Consider the following 15,800-nt stretch of genomic DNA (forward strand, 5'->3'; position numbering starts at 1 on the left):
AGCCGGTCCTCCCAATGACCACCTCATCCCAACACCCGGCGCGTCAGCAAATTTCCACCACCACCGCGGACTCTACCAATTGCGCCAGCACGACTCTAATGCGTGACGGCCACAATCGCGGCGCTTATTATGTAATTTGGTGCCTACACAGCAATGCGACCCGCAGAGTAGCACCGCTTCTGCTTTGCAGATTCCGAGACCATCAGAAGGAGCCGTGCCTGCAGTTCGCTAAGAGCGCCGTTAACGCTACTCAACCTCCACTCCCGTCCTTCCATTGACCAGCGTTGTCACCGCGGGTAGTGTTCTTGATCCGTTCTTTATTGTAGGCTTGTGACCCAGCTCTGGGCTACAGGTCTCAATAGCATTGCACGATTGAAGGTTATGGCGACCCAATCAGCCTCGCGCACGCTGTTCTTCTTCGAGAAACCCTCAGCCATGCGCCAGCTGCAGCGGCTTTTCAAATCGCCGAGCACGGTCTGCGTTTCCGCCGAGGGTCATCTCTTAGCTGCCGAGGAACCCGGCGATGTGCGGGAGGAATGGAAGTCTTGGCGCCTTGATACTCTTCCGATCGTGCTGGAGCGTATCCCTGTTACCTATGGTACCAGCCGCTCTGGCCAGTCGCATAAGCCCAAGGTTGAGGCAATCAAGCAGGCGCTTCAGGGCGTGGAGCGGGTCATCATAGCCACCGACCCGGGCCGGGAAGGCTCGATGATTGCCTGGGAGGTGCTTGAGCATCTCGGCTACCGAGGTCGGGTGGACCGTCTCAAGCTGGGTGCTCTCGATGAGGTCTCGATCCGCCGAGCCTTCGCGGCGATGGCTAAGGAGCCAGACTCCGGCGAGCGGGATTATGCAGCCTACCTCGAGGCCCTTTGCCGCCAGTATGAAGACTATCATCTGGGTCTCAATGGCACCCGCGCGATTTCCCTGCGCCTTAGGCCACCTGCCCTTCGGCAGCCCTGGCGCTTTGGCGGGGTGCAGACCCCAACGCTTGCGATCCTGGCTGATCTCGAACAGCGCATCCGCGAGTTCATCCAGCAGGACTATTTCAAGATCGCCTTGGCCGTCACGACGGACAGCGGGGCCGAGATCACACTGTGGCATGCTCCGAAAGACAAGATCCTCGACAAGCAGGTGGCCGAGACCATCCAGCACGCCGCTGCAAGCTGGTCAGGTTCACTCGGCGTCGAGCAGAAGGATGTGCGCCGGTCGCCCCCTCGCCTGTTCTCCAAGGACACTCTCGCACGCCGCTGCGCCAAGCGCTTCGGGTGGGATCCGCAGCATACGGCCAAACTGGCCCAGGAGCTCTATGACCAGGGATACCTGACCTATCCCCGCACCGAGTCCGAGCACCTGCCCGAGAGCCAGACTGGCGACGCCAGTGCTGTGATCACGAGTGCTGTCGGGGTTCTGACAAATCTTGCCAGCCTCGTGCCAGCCGCGGGCGATCTCGCGTTTCGCAAGGGCAACAAGGGCCATTACATCAAGGACCCGGGGGAGCATCATGCCATCGTGCCACTGCGCAAGGTGCCCCAGCTGGGGAGCATCAATGGGGATCAGCTGCGTCTGTGGGAGCTTGTGGCCAAGAGCTTCCTGGCAGCCCACCTACCCGACGGGATCGACGCTCGGACCACCGTCGCCGTGCAAGTTGCCACGTCACTCGGTCCAAAGCGGTTTTCGGTCAGTGGCAGCGTGATCAAGTCGCCTGGCTGGCGCGCTGTCTATGGAGCCGAAGCCGACGAGGAGAACGAGGCTATTCCCGGCAAGGCCAAGCCGGACGAGGAGCCGACCACTGGGCGCCTGCCACCAGTTCGGGACAACGAACTGGGGAAAGCGACCGACGCTCGGATTGAGACCGCCAAGACCGAGCCTCCTCGCCGCATTACCCGTGGCGAGCTGCCGGTGGTCATGGGACGGCTCGTCGATCAGGTGGAAGATCCGGCCCTCAAGACCGCCCTAGAGAATCCGGCAAACCCGAATGAGCCCAAGGGTCTCGGCACCGCGGCGACCCGCGACACGATCCTGCCCAAGCTCCAGAAGAGCCAGTATGTTGAACTGCTGAAGGGCAAAGATCCGCCAATTCAGGTGACTGAGGTTGGTCTTGCATTCATCGCTGCTGTTCGTCATGTCTTTCCTGCCTATGGCGACCCCGTTGGTCGGGCAATGTTCGAGGCTGATCTTGCTGAGATCGGGCGTGCAGCCACACGCGCAGAGGCGGCCCGCCGAGCGGCAGCCTATCAGGAGCGAACCCGCAGCCGTGTCAAAGAGCTGATCACAACGATTGGCGAGTCGGGCGCTGTTGCTCTCGATCCAGCTTCTATCCCAACGCTCTCCGCAGCAGATGGGAAGCCACCAACAAAGGCGATGATAGCTTTCGCGACATCGATTGCCGCGCAGCGTGGCCTGAAACTGCCCCGAGGGCTCAAGACCAACAGCGCAATCTGCCGGACCTTCCTGGACCAGCATGCACCACAACGATCGTCTGGACTTGCTAAGGCAGCACCACAAACGGGTCCGCGTCCTCCAAGTGAGGCAATGATGCGCTATGCTCAGTCACTTGCCGAACAGAAAGGGATTGAGTGTCCGCCAGCAGTGCTCGCTGACTTCGCAGCTTGCCGAACTTTTCTCGATGAACACTCGCTGAAGGCACAGCATCCTGACGAAAAGAACCGGCCCGTCGCTCCAAGAGGCCGCCGCCCAGCCCGCGCGGGCAACAGCGATGGTGCACCGAAGCGAGTGTCTGCGTCCGTGAGGAAGCTGACAGAGACAAGAGCCAAAGCTCCACGTCAGCGCCCAAGATCGGGCACTGCAGCTTCCGGCAAGGACAAAGAGTGAAAGCGCCGGCCCCGATTAGGAGCCGGCGCCAAGGCGAGTTTGAGCCGAACTGCAGCGTTGGCCAAGGCATAGCCGCGTTGACCATTTAGACGGGGCTTTGTTGCACGGATCGTATTGTGCACGCATTGATCGCGCCTATAAGCCGTATTCAGGCGATGCGGACACACTTCGGGTGTCCAAGATCAAGCATCCGATTTAAGGCATGGACGGCAATAGCGATCTCAGTGCCACGGCGTCGGTTGGTCCGCGAACGCAAGGCGTCTCCGATCACTCGTTTCAGCCGGCTGATCGCAGTCTCCACCAGAGCCTAACGCGTGCACCCGGACCGCTTCTGCCAGCCCATGCGTCCATGCTCGACGGTACTTCGGAGATGCCAGTTGCGCTGGGTCGGAGCGTTCTCTACCGTCTCGCGCGGCACTGCCGTTGATCGGGGCGGAATGATCACGTCAGCATCAGGATGACGTTGGGCGACGGTAGCGTAGATGCTCTCCTGATCATAGGCTCCATCGACACCAGAGGTTTAGATCGAACTGAGTTACTTAGCGGTTCGCGACGGAGCCATCGAGCATACGTCTTGCCTGTTCTCCCGCTCTTCGAAGGTCTCGCAACCTGGAACTGCTGAGCTTTACCTCTGCGCCTGGATTTACAGGCGCTCCCTCAGGCCCCACATCTTTGGAGAGGGAGATGCAATGGCTGACAAGAAGGATCTCACACGACCACCCACAACCGCTGGCAGTCCAGCCTCTATGGTTGACTCGTTCCTGGCGGAGGCCAAGCGGCTTGGACCGTTGGCGGGCACTGCGCCCCGAGCGCGGCTCGTCTTTGCTCTCGACGCCACCATGAGCCGGCAGGCCACCTGGGATCTCGCCTGCCGTGTCCAGGGCGAGATGTTTGCCGCGGCCAGTAAGGCCGGCGGCATCTCGGTACAACTGGTCTACTTTAGAGGGTTCGGCGAGTGCCGATCCTCCCGCTGGGTCGCCGACCCGCGAGCGCTGACGGACTTGATGACGAGGATCAGTTGCCGGGGAGGTCAGACCCAGATCGGACGGGTGCTCCGCCATGTCCGGGCAGAGGCCAGCCAAGCGCCATTAAAGGTGCTCGTCTATGTCGGCGATGCCATGGAGGAACCGATCGACGATCTCTGCGCGGTTGCAGGCGAACTTGGTCTGCTGGGCATCAAGGCCTTCATGTTCCATGAGGGGCGTGACCCTGATGCCGCCCGTGCTTTTCAGGAGATCGCCCGCCTGAGCGGCGGAGCCTATGCCCGGTTCGATGCAGCAGCCCCGCAGGCCCTATCCGAACTCTTGCGCGCCGCAGCAGCCTATGCCGCCGACGGTGTTGAGGGTCTCAGCCGCTTGTCCGCCAGCAACGCACAGGCCCGTGGGCTGCTCACCGCCATCACCGGGCACAAGCCGTGATGCTGCTGTACGGCATCGCGGCCGTCACGGTCCTTTGGTTCTTCTTGAGCAACTTTGCGCACGCAAACCCAGCCACCCTTGCAAAGCTTCTCAAGCTCATCGGCGGCGTTGTGGCCCTTGGCATCGCAGGACTGCTCGTGGTGCGGGGGCGGATCGACATGGCCCTGCTGATCGGAAGTCTCGGAGCCTGGCTCCTCGGGTGGAGCCGCCTCACCTTCCCCAGTCTCGGCAGGCGCGCGCCGCGGGCTTCCGGCAGCACCTCGCGGGTCCGTTCCCGGCTGATCGAAATGACGCTCGATCACGAAACCGGCGCAATGGAGGGCTCCGTGCTTGCCGGCACTTTCGCTGGACAGCAACTCGGGTCACTCGACGAGGCACGCCTTCAGGATCTGCTGACGGAGTGCCAAGCCAGCGATCCGGAGGGCGTCCGCCTTCTTGAGGCCTATCTCGACCGTCGGTTCCCTCATTGGCGTGAGGACACACAGGATGAGGCGCGGGCACATGCCCAATCTGCATCGACTGCTATGACTCCGGAGGAAGCTTACCGGATCCTAGACCTCCAACCAGGTGCCACCGCCGATGAAATCCGGCAGGCTCACCGGCTTCTGATGAAGAAGCTCCACCCGGATCAAGGCGGTTCGACCTATCTCGCCGCGCGCGTGAACCAAGCTAGGGATCTTCTGTTGAGCCGCCATGAGGGGTGATCGGTGATGCTGCAGCCACCGCCATCCTAGTTGACTGATGGATTGCTGATGATCCCGCGGATCTATGCCGCCACAATAATGTCAAAGCGCCCTTGGAGAGCGCCGGGTTCAGGCACTTGTCCAGGGGTCAAGGAAACGATCACACTGCGGCGGGCGTGAGGGTCACGGATGCGGTTGAGGACTCCATCTCGTGCATTGAGAGGCTCACCCTCAATGTACATCTGCGTGACCAGACGTCCCTGCCCCGGCACATGCACGGCAAAGTGGATGTGTGGCGTCCGCCCGGGATACGACACCGGTCTTATGGTGCGGAACCGATATCGGCCCTGCTCGTCCACGTGGGTGCGGCCATAGCCCTGGAAGGCATGATCGATGCGCCCCTGCCCTCCCGCACGCGGATGGCGATAGATGCCATTTGCATCGCACTGCCAGATCTCGACCACACTGCCTAGCTTTGGCTGCCCGCGAGTGTCCAGCACCCGCCCTGACACGTGGACCACCTGTCCCAGAGCCTGAGCGGCCTGACCCGTGATGCGCACAAGATCGTTGTCCATGTCGGGCGGGAACTCGACTGGGTAGAATGGCCCCTCCGTCTGTCCTGGTGTCGGGACAAGCTCGGCCGCGACCAAGCTCTGCGGGATGATAACGGAGGCAGAAGTGACAGCTGCCTTGATCAGCAAAGAGCGTCGATCAGGATAGATGATAGGACGGTGGCTCATGCCGAACCCCAGGCGTGGATCACGGAATGACAGCATAGCCGACTGGCCCTTCCAGACCAGTTCGCCACATCCCACATCGCACGAACGTGATGAAAGGCGTGCTGTCACTGCTCCAGTTACAGGGCTGAGGCAGACAGCCCTGCAAGCGTCGGCTGTCCCATGGTTTTCAGATCATTACGAAGGATCGACTCCATGTTACGAAATGACAGGTGGCTTACGGCCGTACAGGTCCGACACCCAGAGAAAGCCGACATCACGTTTGACGGATGAGCAAGCCACTGGTTCGGAGTGCTTCAGGTGACTGTCTCTAGTCGGCTGAAGCGAACCGGAAGGAGGCTTCGAACTCTTGTCTGACCGTCTCCATCCTTGTCGATGACCGTGAGCCGCTGCATCTCTTCTGGACCCAAGGGCATCACCAGGCGCCCGCCTGGCTTGAGCTGGTCAAGTAGCTCAGCAGGCACGTGGTCGGCCGCAGCCGTCACCAGGATCTTGTCGAAGGGGGCGTGCTCATGCCAGCCACGGGATCCATCTCCCACACGGATCTCAATGCTGGTGTAGCCGAGTTGGCGCAGAAGATGCTGTGCATGGCTGGCAAACTCCTCAACGATCTCGATGCTCGAGACTTGACCCGCGAGTTCCGCCAAGATCGCCGTCTGATATCCCAATCCGGTCCCGACCTCGAGCACCTTCTCGCTGGGTTGTGGCGACACGAGATCGGTCATGAGCGCCACGATGAACGGCTGCGATATTGTCTTGTCGAAGCCAATGGGCAGGGGTGTGTCTTGGTAGGCATAAGCCGCAAGAGGGGCTGGGACAAACCGATGCCGTGGCACTTTCCGCATGGCGGCCATCACCCGCTCATCCAAGACGGCTCTGCCAATCTCATCGCTTGCCAGATCGGCGTGAATGGCAATCATCTCGACCATATGCCGCCGCAGGATCGCTAAGTGGCTCTCGTTCATTGGCTTCATGAGGATCAGCTTTCAATCGAACCACTCGCTGGTCATTCTGCCTGCAAGCGATTGGCTCACCCGGAGTAACGCTCAGGATGGCTGTCAGGTTGTCCTGTTTGACTGAGCCCCATATCTTAGTCGAGCCTGGAACCTTAGCCGTTATCGGTGGTCATCCTTTCAGAGCGCTACGGCGGTGAGGGTGGGCAGCAGGCGGAGTGCACCATGTGGAGAATAACCTCGTGGATGGGTGTGTTTATTGCGGCCCTCGCCGGGACGGGCACGGCCATGGGAGCCGAGGTGCTCATCTCGGTAAACAAGACGACGCAGCGCCTGAGCGTGATGGTTGATGGCGCTGAGCGGTATTCCTGGCCTGTATCGACAGGTCTGGCGGATTACGCCACTCCCCCGGGGCCTTCACACCATCTCGTCTGGTGAAGGACCACTGTTCGAAGGAGTAGGACAATACACCATGCCGCACTCGATCTTCTTCACCGATTCAGAGCACGCTATCCACGGGAGCCAAGCCATCCGCCGTTTGGGCACACCGGCCTCTTATGGCTGCGTGCGGCTGGCGCCGGCAAATGCCAAGGCTCTTTTCAATCTTGCGATGGCTGAGGGGCTCAGCAACACGCGGATCGAAGGGACCGGCGTCGACCTTGTCGGGATCAGGTCTGGGGGAGCTACGGCCACCTGACCAGCTTTGATCCACTCGCATCTGGAATTATGGCTAGCGGGCCTGCTCCTCGCCAACAGATAGAAACTCGCAGACGCCCGTAACGACGGAGGTGTCATGGCAGACATGGGCCGCTTTGGGTCGAAGTGTAACGTTGGCCTGTCCAAACGAAGGTTCGCTTGTCGCACCTTTACAGAAGTTTGGCTTAATTCTGGGATGTGCCAAGTCCTGACTTTCATGTAGTCACGCAAAGAGAGTGTTGTTCAGCGAGGCATCGGCTCCCCCGAAATTGCCGCTGCCCGGAACCTTTCGCCTCACCCGACCTCCACAATCCTGCCTCTATCCAAGTCGAGGCTCAGCGTGCTGCTTCACCGGAGGCCGCTCTCCGGCGAAAGGCCGGGACGGCCGCAGATCGTCCCATCAGTCGTCCTCCTTAGGGCCGCACGCAGCCATGAGGCGGACTCGACCACACAGGACGGGAGGCGGATCATGGCTGTCATCAACGGCACCCCCTTTGACGATGACATCGACTTCTACTGGTATGGGCTGAGCGATGACCGGAGTAATGGCGAAGCCGGCGACGACTGGATTCTCGGCTGGCATGGCAATGACTCCTTCAACGGCGGCTCCGGCAACGACTGGCTTGAAGGCGAAGCTGGCAACGACACACTGCTCGGGGCCAACGGCAGTGACTGGCTCGACGGTGGTTCCGGCGCCGACCGCGTCGACGGTGGAAGCGGCAATGATACGCTCCTCGGCTTCACCGGCAACGACCGGCTGTACGGTCGGAGCGGCAATGACGCAATCGACGGCGAGACGGGAGCGGACACCATATATGGCGGGCTGGGTGCGGACGATCTCTGGGGCGGCGTCGATCGCAGCGTAGACCGCTTTTACTTCGCGACTGGCGACACCGGCAACATCGCCCAAGGGCGACAGGACATCATCTATGACTTTAGCGAGACCGACCGGATCTATCTTGAGGGCAGCTATGCCTTCAACGGCAGCGGCACTCGCTCTCCGGCGGAAGGGCATTACAGCATCTGGCGGGCCGATGGCGGCTGGGTCGTAACCTACAACTCGCTTACCGACGCGGGCTTGCACGATATCCTCGTCTATGAGGCGAACCCTACCGGCGATATCTTCTTCTACACCTGACCGGGCACCGCCATCGAGCGCACATAACAGGTCGCGACGGCGATGGACAAGGACATCGCCGGGCACCCACATTCCTCTGCTTCTCGCGCTTTCTGCCGACAGGTGGTGCTATGAAACCTGATGTTGGCTGTCGAAGAGATAAACCTTCAATTTTGAGGTCAGCGCAAGACATGTTCCTGATTGAGCGCCGGCATTATCAACCAAGCGCAGCTTTTCCTTGGAAACTAAGGCTTGCGTGAGGTTCTGATCTCGTGATCGCTGATAGGATCGGGAGGGCAGCATGGATCTGTCTGTACGCAAGGTGCTGGCGAGGATCACCACCGTTCCCGACATGGTCAGAGCCTTCCAAAACGAGAGCTATTGCCGGCGATTACTTGAGGCGATGGTGTGGCCGAACGGGCGAGTTTGCCCGGCCTGCGGCTATCGCCGCTCCATCGCTTTGACGGGCCGGGAGATTGGTAGGCGAGCCCGAGCTGGGCTCTACCAATGCTCGGACGGCACCTGCCGGTTTCAGTTCGCCGTCACAACACGGACACCCCTGCATGCGACGAAGCTTCCACTTCGGGTCTGGCTCTCCGGCCTCTGGCTGATGCTGCAGTCGGACAAAGGCATCTCGTCGATCCGCTTAGTGGAAGCGCTTGGGGTCAGCCAGCCGACGGCTTGGCGAATGGGTCACGCCCTGCGCCTGATGATCGGTCGCGAGCACGCTCTGGATGGTTTTGTAGAGATCGACGGCCTCTATATCAGTGGCATGCCGCGGCGGGAGAAGAACTATTCTCCACCAGGACGAGGACGCAAAGGTCAGCCGAAGAAACTTCCAAAATTCCAGCACTTGTGGCTGTGCAACGGCCGCCTGATGTGAGTGCCGGGGCGCCGTCTGGGCAGGTTCGGGCGGCCGTGATTGAGGATATCTCCGAGTCCGAAGCGGACCGGGTTCTCACCGAGACTACCGATCCGAAGGCTCATCTGATGAGTGATGAATGGAAGGCCTTCATCTCAATTGGCACCGCGTTTGCGGCTCATGACACCGTCCACCATAAGTCTCGTGAATATGCTCGCGATCCAGTGCACATCAATTCTGCGGAGGGCTTCAATGACCGTGTGCACCGTACCATCTCGGGCGTGTTCCACCACATCAACCCGCATCATGCAGATCTCTACTTTAACGAGATCGGCTTTCGCTGGTCGCAGCGCGTCGTCACGGGCCAGGCACTGCGAAAGACGCGTAAGGGACAGCAGGTGATCAAGACCTTGTGAGCGCGAATACCGCCTGCTCTGCAGCTCACGCCAGTCTTCCGCTTCACCGTTGGACGCAAGATGCACCGAACGAAGGCCGGCGGAATCGACCTCGTCTCGAAGGTAGCTGTCTTTGGTTGATAATGCCGTTTCAGTTTGGCCCTCGTCTGTCCGAGCAAGGGGACATGAGTGTCGCCACGCTGAGCTGAGAGAGAAGGAGAACCGGGCCTTCAAAGACCCGGCCTCCGTCGGCCGCTACTCCTCCCGGAAAGCCTTGGCCATGTTGTCGGCAACAGGCTTGGTCAGGTACGAGAACACCGTCCGGTACCCGGTCTGGATCAGCCCTTCCACGGGCATGCCGGGGACCAGCTTGAGGTTGCCCAGGCGCGCCCGCTCGCCGTCCGCGAAAGCCACCCGCACGGGATAATACTGCATGCCCGAGCGCTGATCCGTCACCAGATCGGCCGCGATCATGCTCACCTTGCCTTTCAGCTCCGGCGTGGTGCGCTGGTTGAAGGCCGACAGGCGCAGCACCGTGTCGAGGCCGGGACGGAGCTGGTCGATGTCCTGCGGCAGCACCTTCACCTCGATGGACAGCTCGTCCGCCTCAGGAACCACAAGCATCAGAGGCTCGCCGGCATTGAGCACTCCGCCAACGGTATGCACGATGGATTGGTGCACCACGCCGTCCTGCGGAGCCCGGATGTCGATGCGCTTGAGCTGATCCTCGGCCGTGGTCTTGCGCTCAACGAACTCCGAGATCTTGGCCTGGACCTCACGCAGTTCCTTGGACACCTCGCTCCTGAGGTCCTGATCGATCTGGAGGACCTGGAGCGACGTTTCGCTGATGCGCCCCTTGGCCTGAGCGATGCTCGAGATCAGCTGTCCGCGCTCGCCCCGCAGGCGCGTCTCCTCACGCTTCAGGGATGTCACACGGGTGATCGGCACGAGGTTCTTCTTCCAGAGCTGCTCGACGCCGGTCAGCTCGTCCTGGATCAGCTGGATCTCGTCACCCTTCGCGGAGGCCTGCAGCTTGAGCCCGTCGATCTGCTCCTGCAGCTGGGCGATGCGCTCCTGCAGCTGGGCCTTCTGACCGGCCCGCGCCTCGCGACGATCCTCGAAGACGTTGGTCTCGCCTTGGATCAGGCTCGCAAGTTCCGGCTCCTGAGCCCGGCTCTTGAACGCCGCCGGAAAGGCGACCTGCTGCGCTCCGTCGCGCTCGGCTTCGAGTCGGCTCTGGCGGGCCGCCAGCTCGTCCAGGCTCTTGGACACCATGGCAAGGCTCGCCCGTGCCACCGTCTCGTCAAGTCGGACCACCACATCGCCAGCCCTGACGCGGTCACCGTCGCGAGCGAGAATCTCACCAACAACGCCACCGGTAGGATGCTGAACCTTCTTGACGTGGCTGTCGACCACAATGGCTCCCGGTGCCACCACGGCGCCGGACAGCTCCGTCACGGCCGCCCAGCCTCCGAGGCCGCCGACAAGAAAGAAGGCAGAGGAGAGGCCGACCAGCGAGTATCGGCGGATCGCCGCGCGGGCACTTGGTTTGCGTTCGGACTTCATGACAACACCCCCAAATTCCAGATGATCGGCTCTAGACGGCTTTCAGCGCAGGAGCGGCCGCCACCCGCGGTTCGGCACCTTGCGAGGCTGGAACCGGGCGCAGCACCTTGCTCAGCACGTCGTCCTTCGGGCCGAAGCTCTGCATCCGCCCCTCGCCCATGACGAGCACCAGATCGACGCCGGCAAGAGCACTCGGCCGATGGGCAATGACCACCACGACCCCGCCCCGCGCCCTGATGCTCATGATGGCAGCGGTCAGGGCCTGCTCGCCCTCGTTGTCGAGGTTCGAGTTCGGCTCGTCGAGCACCACCAGGAAGGGATCGCCGTACAAAGCGCGGGCCAGGGCGAGGCGCTGGCGCTGCCCGCCGGACAGAGCCGCCCCGGCTTCTCCGACCTGCGTCTCGTAGCCGTCCGGCAGCTGCAGGATCATCTCGTGGACATTGGCGGCCCTGGCGGCGGCGATGATCGCCTCTGCCTTCGGCTCGGGGTCGAAGCGGGCGATGTTCTGCGCCACGGTTCCGGCGAACAGCTCCACGTCCTGGGGCAGATAGCCGATATGGTGGCCGAGATCCTCCGGCATCCATTGTTCGACGGCGGCCCCATCGAAGCGAACCTTGCCGCGCCAGGTCGGCCACACACCGACAATCATGCGGGCCAGTGAGGATTTGCCGGAGGCGCTGGGGCCGATGATGCCCAGGCCGCTTCCGGCCCTCAGTTCGAAGGACACGTCCTGCACCGAGAACCTCTGCCCACCAGGGGCCCCGGTACCGGCATTCTCGATCGAGAGAACGGACCGGGGTGCGGGAAGCTTCAGGGGTTCCTCGGCGCGGGCATTCGCCTCGAGCAGGGTCTTGAGCCGGCTCCAGCCCTGGCGGGCGCTGACGAAGCCCTTCCAGTTGCCGATGGCGAGCTCGACCGGCGCCATGGCGCGCGAGGTGAGGATGGAGCTGGCGATCATGATGCCGCCTGTCGCCTGCCCGTCGATCACCAGGTAAGCGCCGATGGCTAGCACCATGGATTGCAGCAGCATCCGGAGCACCTTCGACATGGCGCCGAAGCCACCCGCCACGTCGGAGGCCCGCTGCTGATGGGACAGATAGCTGGCATTCGCATCGCCCCAGCGGACACCGATCCGCTTGGCCATGCCCATGGCCTGGACGACCTCAGCGTTCCGGCGCGCGCCCTCAGAAATCCCGTTGCGGACGAGAGCTGCACCCACGGCCGCTTTCGAGGCCCCTTTGGTCAGCACCTCCGTCAGCAGCGTGATCACCACGAGAAGTGAAGCACCGCCGAGGGCCGCAAGGCCGATCCAGGGGTGGAAGGCGAAGCAGATGAACAGATAAAGCGGCATCCAGGGCAGATCGAAGAGAGCGGACGGTCCGCCGCCGGCCAGGAAGGCGCGCAGCTGGTCGAGGTCGCGCAGGGGCTGCTGCCCGTCGCCGTCGACCTTTCCCTTGAGAGGAGCCTTGAGCTGCCCCTGGAAGATCTGCTGGCTCAGGTCTTCGTCGAGGGCTGCACCGACGCGCGCCATGATCCGGCCGCGGAGCGCGTCGAAGAGGCCCTGGAAGAGGTAGAGCACCACGATGATGACGGACAGGCCGACGAGGGTTGGGATGCTCTGGCTGGGGAGAACCCGGTCGTAGACCTCCATCATGAAGAGGGAGCCCGAGAGGTAAAGCAGATTGATCAGGCCACTCAGCACGGCGACGCCCAGGAAGGCACCGCGACAGGAGGCCATGAGACTGAGACGTTTCTTGAGAGAGTGGGTCATCGACTTGTACCTTGGGGAATTTGCGTCACAGGGGCGCCGATGGCGGCACCGAACTTGGTTGAGTAACCCCGCCGGGAGCTTTGGGGGGCAGAGCTCCCGGCGAGGTCATACCGATGTCGGGTCGGCAGCGTCAGAAGATGAAGTCGCTGCTGTCGAGATCGGATTCCTTGACGCCCTTGAGGACGAGGACATCCGCGTCGTGCCAGATCACGGTGTCGTGGCCGGACTGCCACCTGTAGAGATCGGCCAGGTTGTCCACGCCGGAGAGGCCACTGACGTCCACCTTGTCGTGCCCGGTGCGGAGGTCAGTCACCGTGTCCTTGCCGCCCTTCTCGAAGACGAACACGTCTGACCCTGAGCCGCCCGTGAGCTTGTCATTGCCCGACCCGCCTCGGAGCATGTCGTTGCCCGATCCGCCCTCCAGACGATCGTCGCCGGCTCCACCCTTGAGGTGGTCGTTGCCCGAACCGCCAGAGAGGCGATCCCTGCCGCTGCCACCATCAAGATGATCGTTGCCGCGACCGCCCTCAAGCTTGTCGTTGCCCGACCCGCCGTAGAGCTTGTCGTTGCCGGCCCCGCCGTCGAGACGGTCGTGGCCGTCACCACCCTTGAGCCGGTCGTTGGCATCACCGCCGTAGAGCCGGTCGTTGCCGCGACCGCCGTCCATCCGGTCGTTGCCGTCGCCGCCCCGGAGCGTCTCGCTGCGCGAGTTGCCCGTGAGGACGAGATTCTCAGGCGCCGCCGGAACAACCGGATCAGGAGCAACAGGAACCTCAGGATCCGACGAACCAGGCGCCTCGACCACTGGAGCCGGGGGCTCGACCGTAATGGTCACCGTGCCTTCGCTCGAGCCACCCTGGCCGTCCGCCACCGTGTAGGAGAAGGAAGCCTCGCCGGTGAAGCCGGCTTTGGGCGTGAAGGTGATGGTGCCGTCGCTGTTGAGAACCGCCGTCCCGTGCTCGTCCTCGTCGATCTCGACAAGGGAGAGCGTGCCGCCGTCGGGATCGATGTCGTTGGCCAGCAGCTGCGCCACCGCCAGGCTCAGAACCTCTCCCTTCTTGACCGTGAACCGCTCGCCCGTGACAACAGGGTCCTTGTTGTCGTCCTCGTTATCATCCTCCTCACATTCCTTGATGACCGGCTCTTCGTCGCTCATGTAGTTGACAGAATGAGTGGCGCTCTTCAGGGTCACCGACCCGTTCTCGTTCACCGTCTTGGTGTAGTCGTTGACGGCGAGGCCCGGTGCCAGCTCGATCACGTCCTGGGCCCGCAGTGTCCCGACAATGGTGTCGTTGCCGCCGTTGGAGCGGAACACGATCCGGTGCGCCGATTGCAGCGACGAGATGTCGACCGTGTCGTCGCCGGCATTGCCGTCGATGGTGATGGTGTTGAAGTTCAGGCTGGTGAAAGGCGCATTGAAGTTGCCGATCACCTGGATCGTATCACCATTGTTGGTGGTGCCGCCGCCGGGAGGCGTCCCGGTAGGCGATGTCACCTGCTGGGTATTGACGCGGATCTCCTCGATGTTGTCGAGCTCCGCGATGACCGTCATCGTCAATCCCACTGTGCGGGTAATAACGATCTCGGTGTTGGCTCCAGACACCGCGATGCCGGCCGATATGGCTGCCTCCTTCGCATAGATACGGAAGGTCTCGGCCGCGCTGCCTCCGTTCAACACGAACGTGTCGATAGCGCCAGCGCCGCCATCGACGATGTCGAAGCCATCGGTACCGCCCGAAGCATTCCAGATGATGGTATCGTTTCCAGTACCACCCTGGACGATGTCGTCGCCGATGCCGGCCGTGATCGAGTCGCCACCGTCGCCGCCGTCGATATGGTCATTGCCGCCGCCGCCATTGATCGTCGTAGCGCCGCCGTCTCCAACGATGATCTCGCTCCCAACACCACCGTTGATGGTGCTGCCAGTGACCCGGCTGACGTTCACCGTTGCAAGATCAGTCAACGTCCCATCACTGGCCGTGTAGGTGAACGTACCACCAGGCAGTCCGGTATCGGACACCGTCACTACGGTAGTACCGAGAGACGGAGAGTTGAGGCCGTTCTGGTTGCCCACCGCCGTGATGTTCACCGCCGAGCCCTCTGCATCTGTGTCGTTCGCCATAAATGCCGAGCGAGCGATGGAGAAGCTTACGCCGGAAGCGACATTGGTAATAACATTGTCGTTGTTCGCGGCTGGCGCGTCGTTCACTGCAGTCACGTTGATCGTGGTGGTAACAGGGTCACTTACGGCAAAGCCGTCATTGACCGTGGTCTGGATGATGCGCGCAACCGTGCTCGGGTTCTCCGAGCTGCTGTCGAACGTCACGGCCTGGATCGCGGCCTGATAGGCAGCGTGCGAAGCCGTTCCAGTCAGATTAACCGTGATCACGCCGGCGACGGAAGTGTCTACCACGCCACTGATTCCGGCAGGTAGAGCGCCAATATCGAGATCGTCGCCGAGCTGAGCGTTGGTCAGGACGATCTTGGCCGACACCAGCGTCGTCCCGTCGTCCGTGATACCCGGGCGATTGGCAACCGACACACCCACCGCGTTTTCCGTGTAGGCGGCCGTGTGATTGCGGCCGTCCGCCGGAGCCGGCACGGTGAAGTCGATTGTGACACTACCGATATCGACGATGTCGGCGGTGTTCCCGTTGAACCCGCCGGTGGCAGCCTCAAGCGAGGTTGACACCAAACGGATCGCAGACGTTGCTGTGAGCGGTGACGGAAGGTCAACAGAGCGCGTAGTGTTGCCTGTTGCTCCATTAAT

At 62.1% G+C, this 15,800-nt stretch carries 11 protein-coding genes and 1 pseudogene; 7 read left to right on the forward strand and 5 right to left on the reverse strand.

What is annotated here, in order from left to right; genetic code table 11:
* Window positions 1-381: 381 nt before the first annotated feature.
* From JKL45_RS27565 to JKL45_RS27575, 3 genes are all read left to right on the forward strand, one after another.
* Entirely contained in the window at window positions 382-2,832 is a 2,451-nt protein-coding gene (locus JKL45_RS27565) for a type IA DNA topoisomerase (RefSeq protein WP_201864996.1), read from the forward strand.
* 689 nt (window positions 2,833-3,521) lie between these two features.
* Window positions 3,522-4,250 (forward strand): vWA domain-containing protein, encoded by a 729-nt coding sequence (locus JKL45_RS27570; RefSeq protein WP_201864997.1) that lies wholly within the window; start codon window positions 3,522-3,524, stop codon window positions 4,248-4,250.
* Complete coding sequence (locus tag JKL45_RS27575) at window positions 4,247-4,954, forward strand: DnaJ domain-containing protein (RefSeq protein ID WP_201864998.1); 708 nt, start codon at window positions 4,247-4,249, stop codon at window positions 4,952-4,954. Before JKL45_RS27570 ends, JKL45_RS27575 begins: the two co-directional genes overlap by 4 nt.
* Window positions 4,955-5,016: 62 nt before the next feature.
* Here JKL45_RS27575 and JKL45_RS27580 read toward each other — a convergent pair whose 3' ends face one another.
* Both JKL45_RS27580 and JKL45_RS27585 read right to left on the reverse strand, forming a co-directional pair.
* Entirely contained in the window at window positions 5,017-5,673 is a 657-nt protein-coding gene (locus JKL45_RS27580; protein ID WP_201864999.1) for a dioxygenase family protein, read from the reverse strand.
* Window positions 5,674-5,966: 293 nt separating this feature from the next.
* Entirely contained in the window at window positions 5,967-6,644 is a 678-nt protein-coding gene (locus tag JKL45_RS27585) for a protein-L-isoaspartate(D-aspartate) O-methyltransferase (RefSeq protein ID WP_201865000.1), read from the reverse strand.
* A gap of 225 nt (window positions 6,645-6,869) precedes the next feature.
* Here JKL45_RS27585 and JKL45_RS30275 point away from each other — a divergent pair, with 225 nt between their 5' ends.
* The 4 genes and pseudogenes from JKL45_RS30275 to JKL45_RS27600 all read left to right on the forward strand — a co-directional run bounded on the left by JKL45_RS30275 (window position 6,870) and on the right by JKL45_RS27600 (window position 9,834).
* Window positions 6,870-7,061: a L,D-transpeptidase gene (locus tag JKL45_RS30275; RefSeq protein WP_246499038.1), complete on the forward strand. Its 192-nt coding sequence runs from the start codon at window positions 6,870-6,872 to the stop codon at window positions 7,059-7,061.
* The gene (locus tag JKL45_RS30970; RefSeq protein WP_376771086.1) at window positions 6,973-7,320 is read left to right on the forward strand and encodes a L,D-transpeptidase; all 348 of its coding nucleotides are present in this window, start codon (window positions 6,973-6,975) and stop codon (window positions 7,318-7,320) included. The genes JKL45_RS30275 and JKL45_RS30970 overlap by 89 nt, the downstream gene beginning before the upstream one ends.
* Before the next feature lie 468 nt (window positions 7,321-7,788).
* Window positions 7,789-8,457, forward strand: a complete 669-nt coding sequence (locus JKL45_RS27595; RefSeq protein ID WP_201865001.1) for a calcium-binding protein — start codon at window positions 7,789-7,791, stop codon at window positions 8,455-8,457.
* Between the two features lie 280 nt (window positions 8,458-8,737).
* Window positions 8,738-9,834 (forward strand): annotated as a pseudogene (locus tag JKL45_RS27600) (IS1595 family transposase).
* A 114-nt stretch (window positions 9,835-9,948) separates the two neighbouring features.
* On the opposite strand, the gene JKL45_RS27605 reads toward JKL45_RS27600, so the two are convergent.
* From JKL45_RS27605 to JKL45_RS27615, 3 genes are all read right to left on the reverse strand, one after another.
* Window positions 9,949-11,259: an HlyD family type I secretion periplasmic adaptor subunit gene (locus JKL45_RS27605; protein WP_201865002.1), complete on the reverse strand. Its 1,311-nt coding sequence runs from the start codon at window positions 11,257-11,259 to the stop codon at window positions 9,949-9,951.
* Window positions 11,260-11,290: 31 nt separating this feature from the next.
* The gene (locus JKL45_RS27610; RefSeq protein WP_201865003.1) at window positions 11,291-13,030 is read right to left on the reverse strand and encodes a type I secretion system permease/ATPase; all 1,740 of its coding nucleotides are present in this window, start codon (window positions 13,028-13,030) and stop codon (window positions 11,291-11,293) included.
* 130 nt (window positions 13,031-13,160) lie between these two features.
* Window positions 13,161-15,722: an Ig-like domain-containing protein gene (locus tag JKL45_RS27615; RefSeq protein ID WP_201865004.1), complete on the reverse strand. Its 2,562-nt coding sequence runs from the start codon at window positions 15,720-15,722 to the stop codon at window positions 13,161-13,163.
* Window positions 15,723-15,800 lie beyond the last annotated feature (78 nt).

The sequence above is a fragment of the Microvirga soli genome (assembly GCF_016734765.1).
GTDB classification, from domain to species: Bacteria; Pseudomonadota; Alphaproteobacteria; order Rhizobiales; family Beijerinckiaceae; genus Microvirga; species Microvirga soli.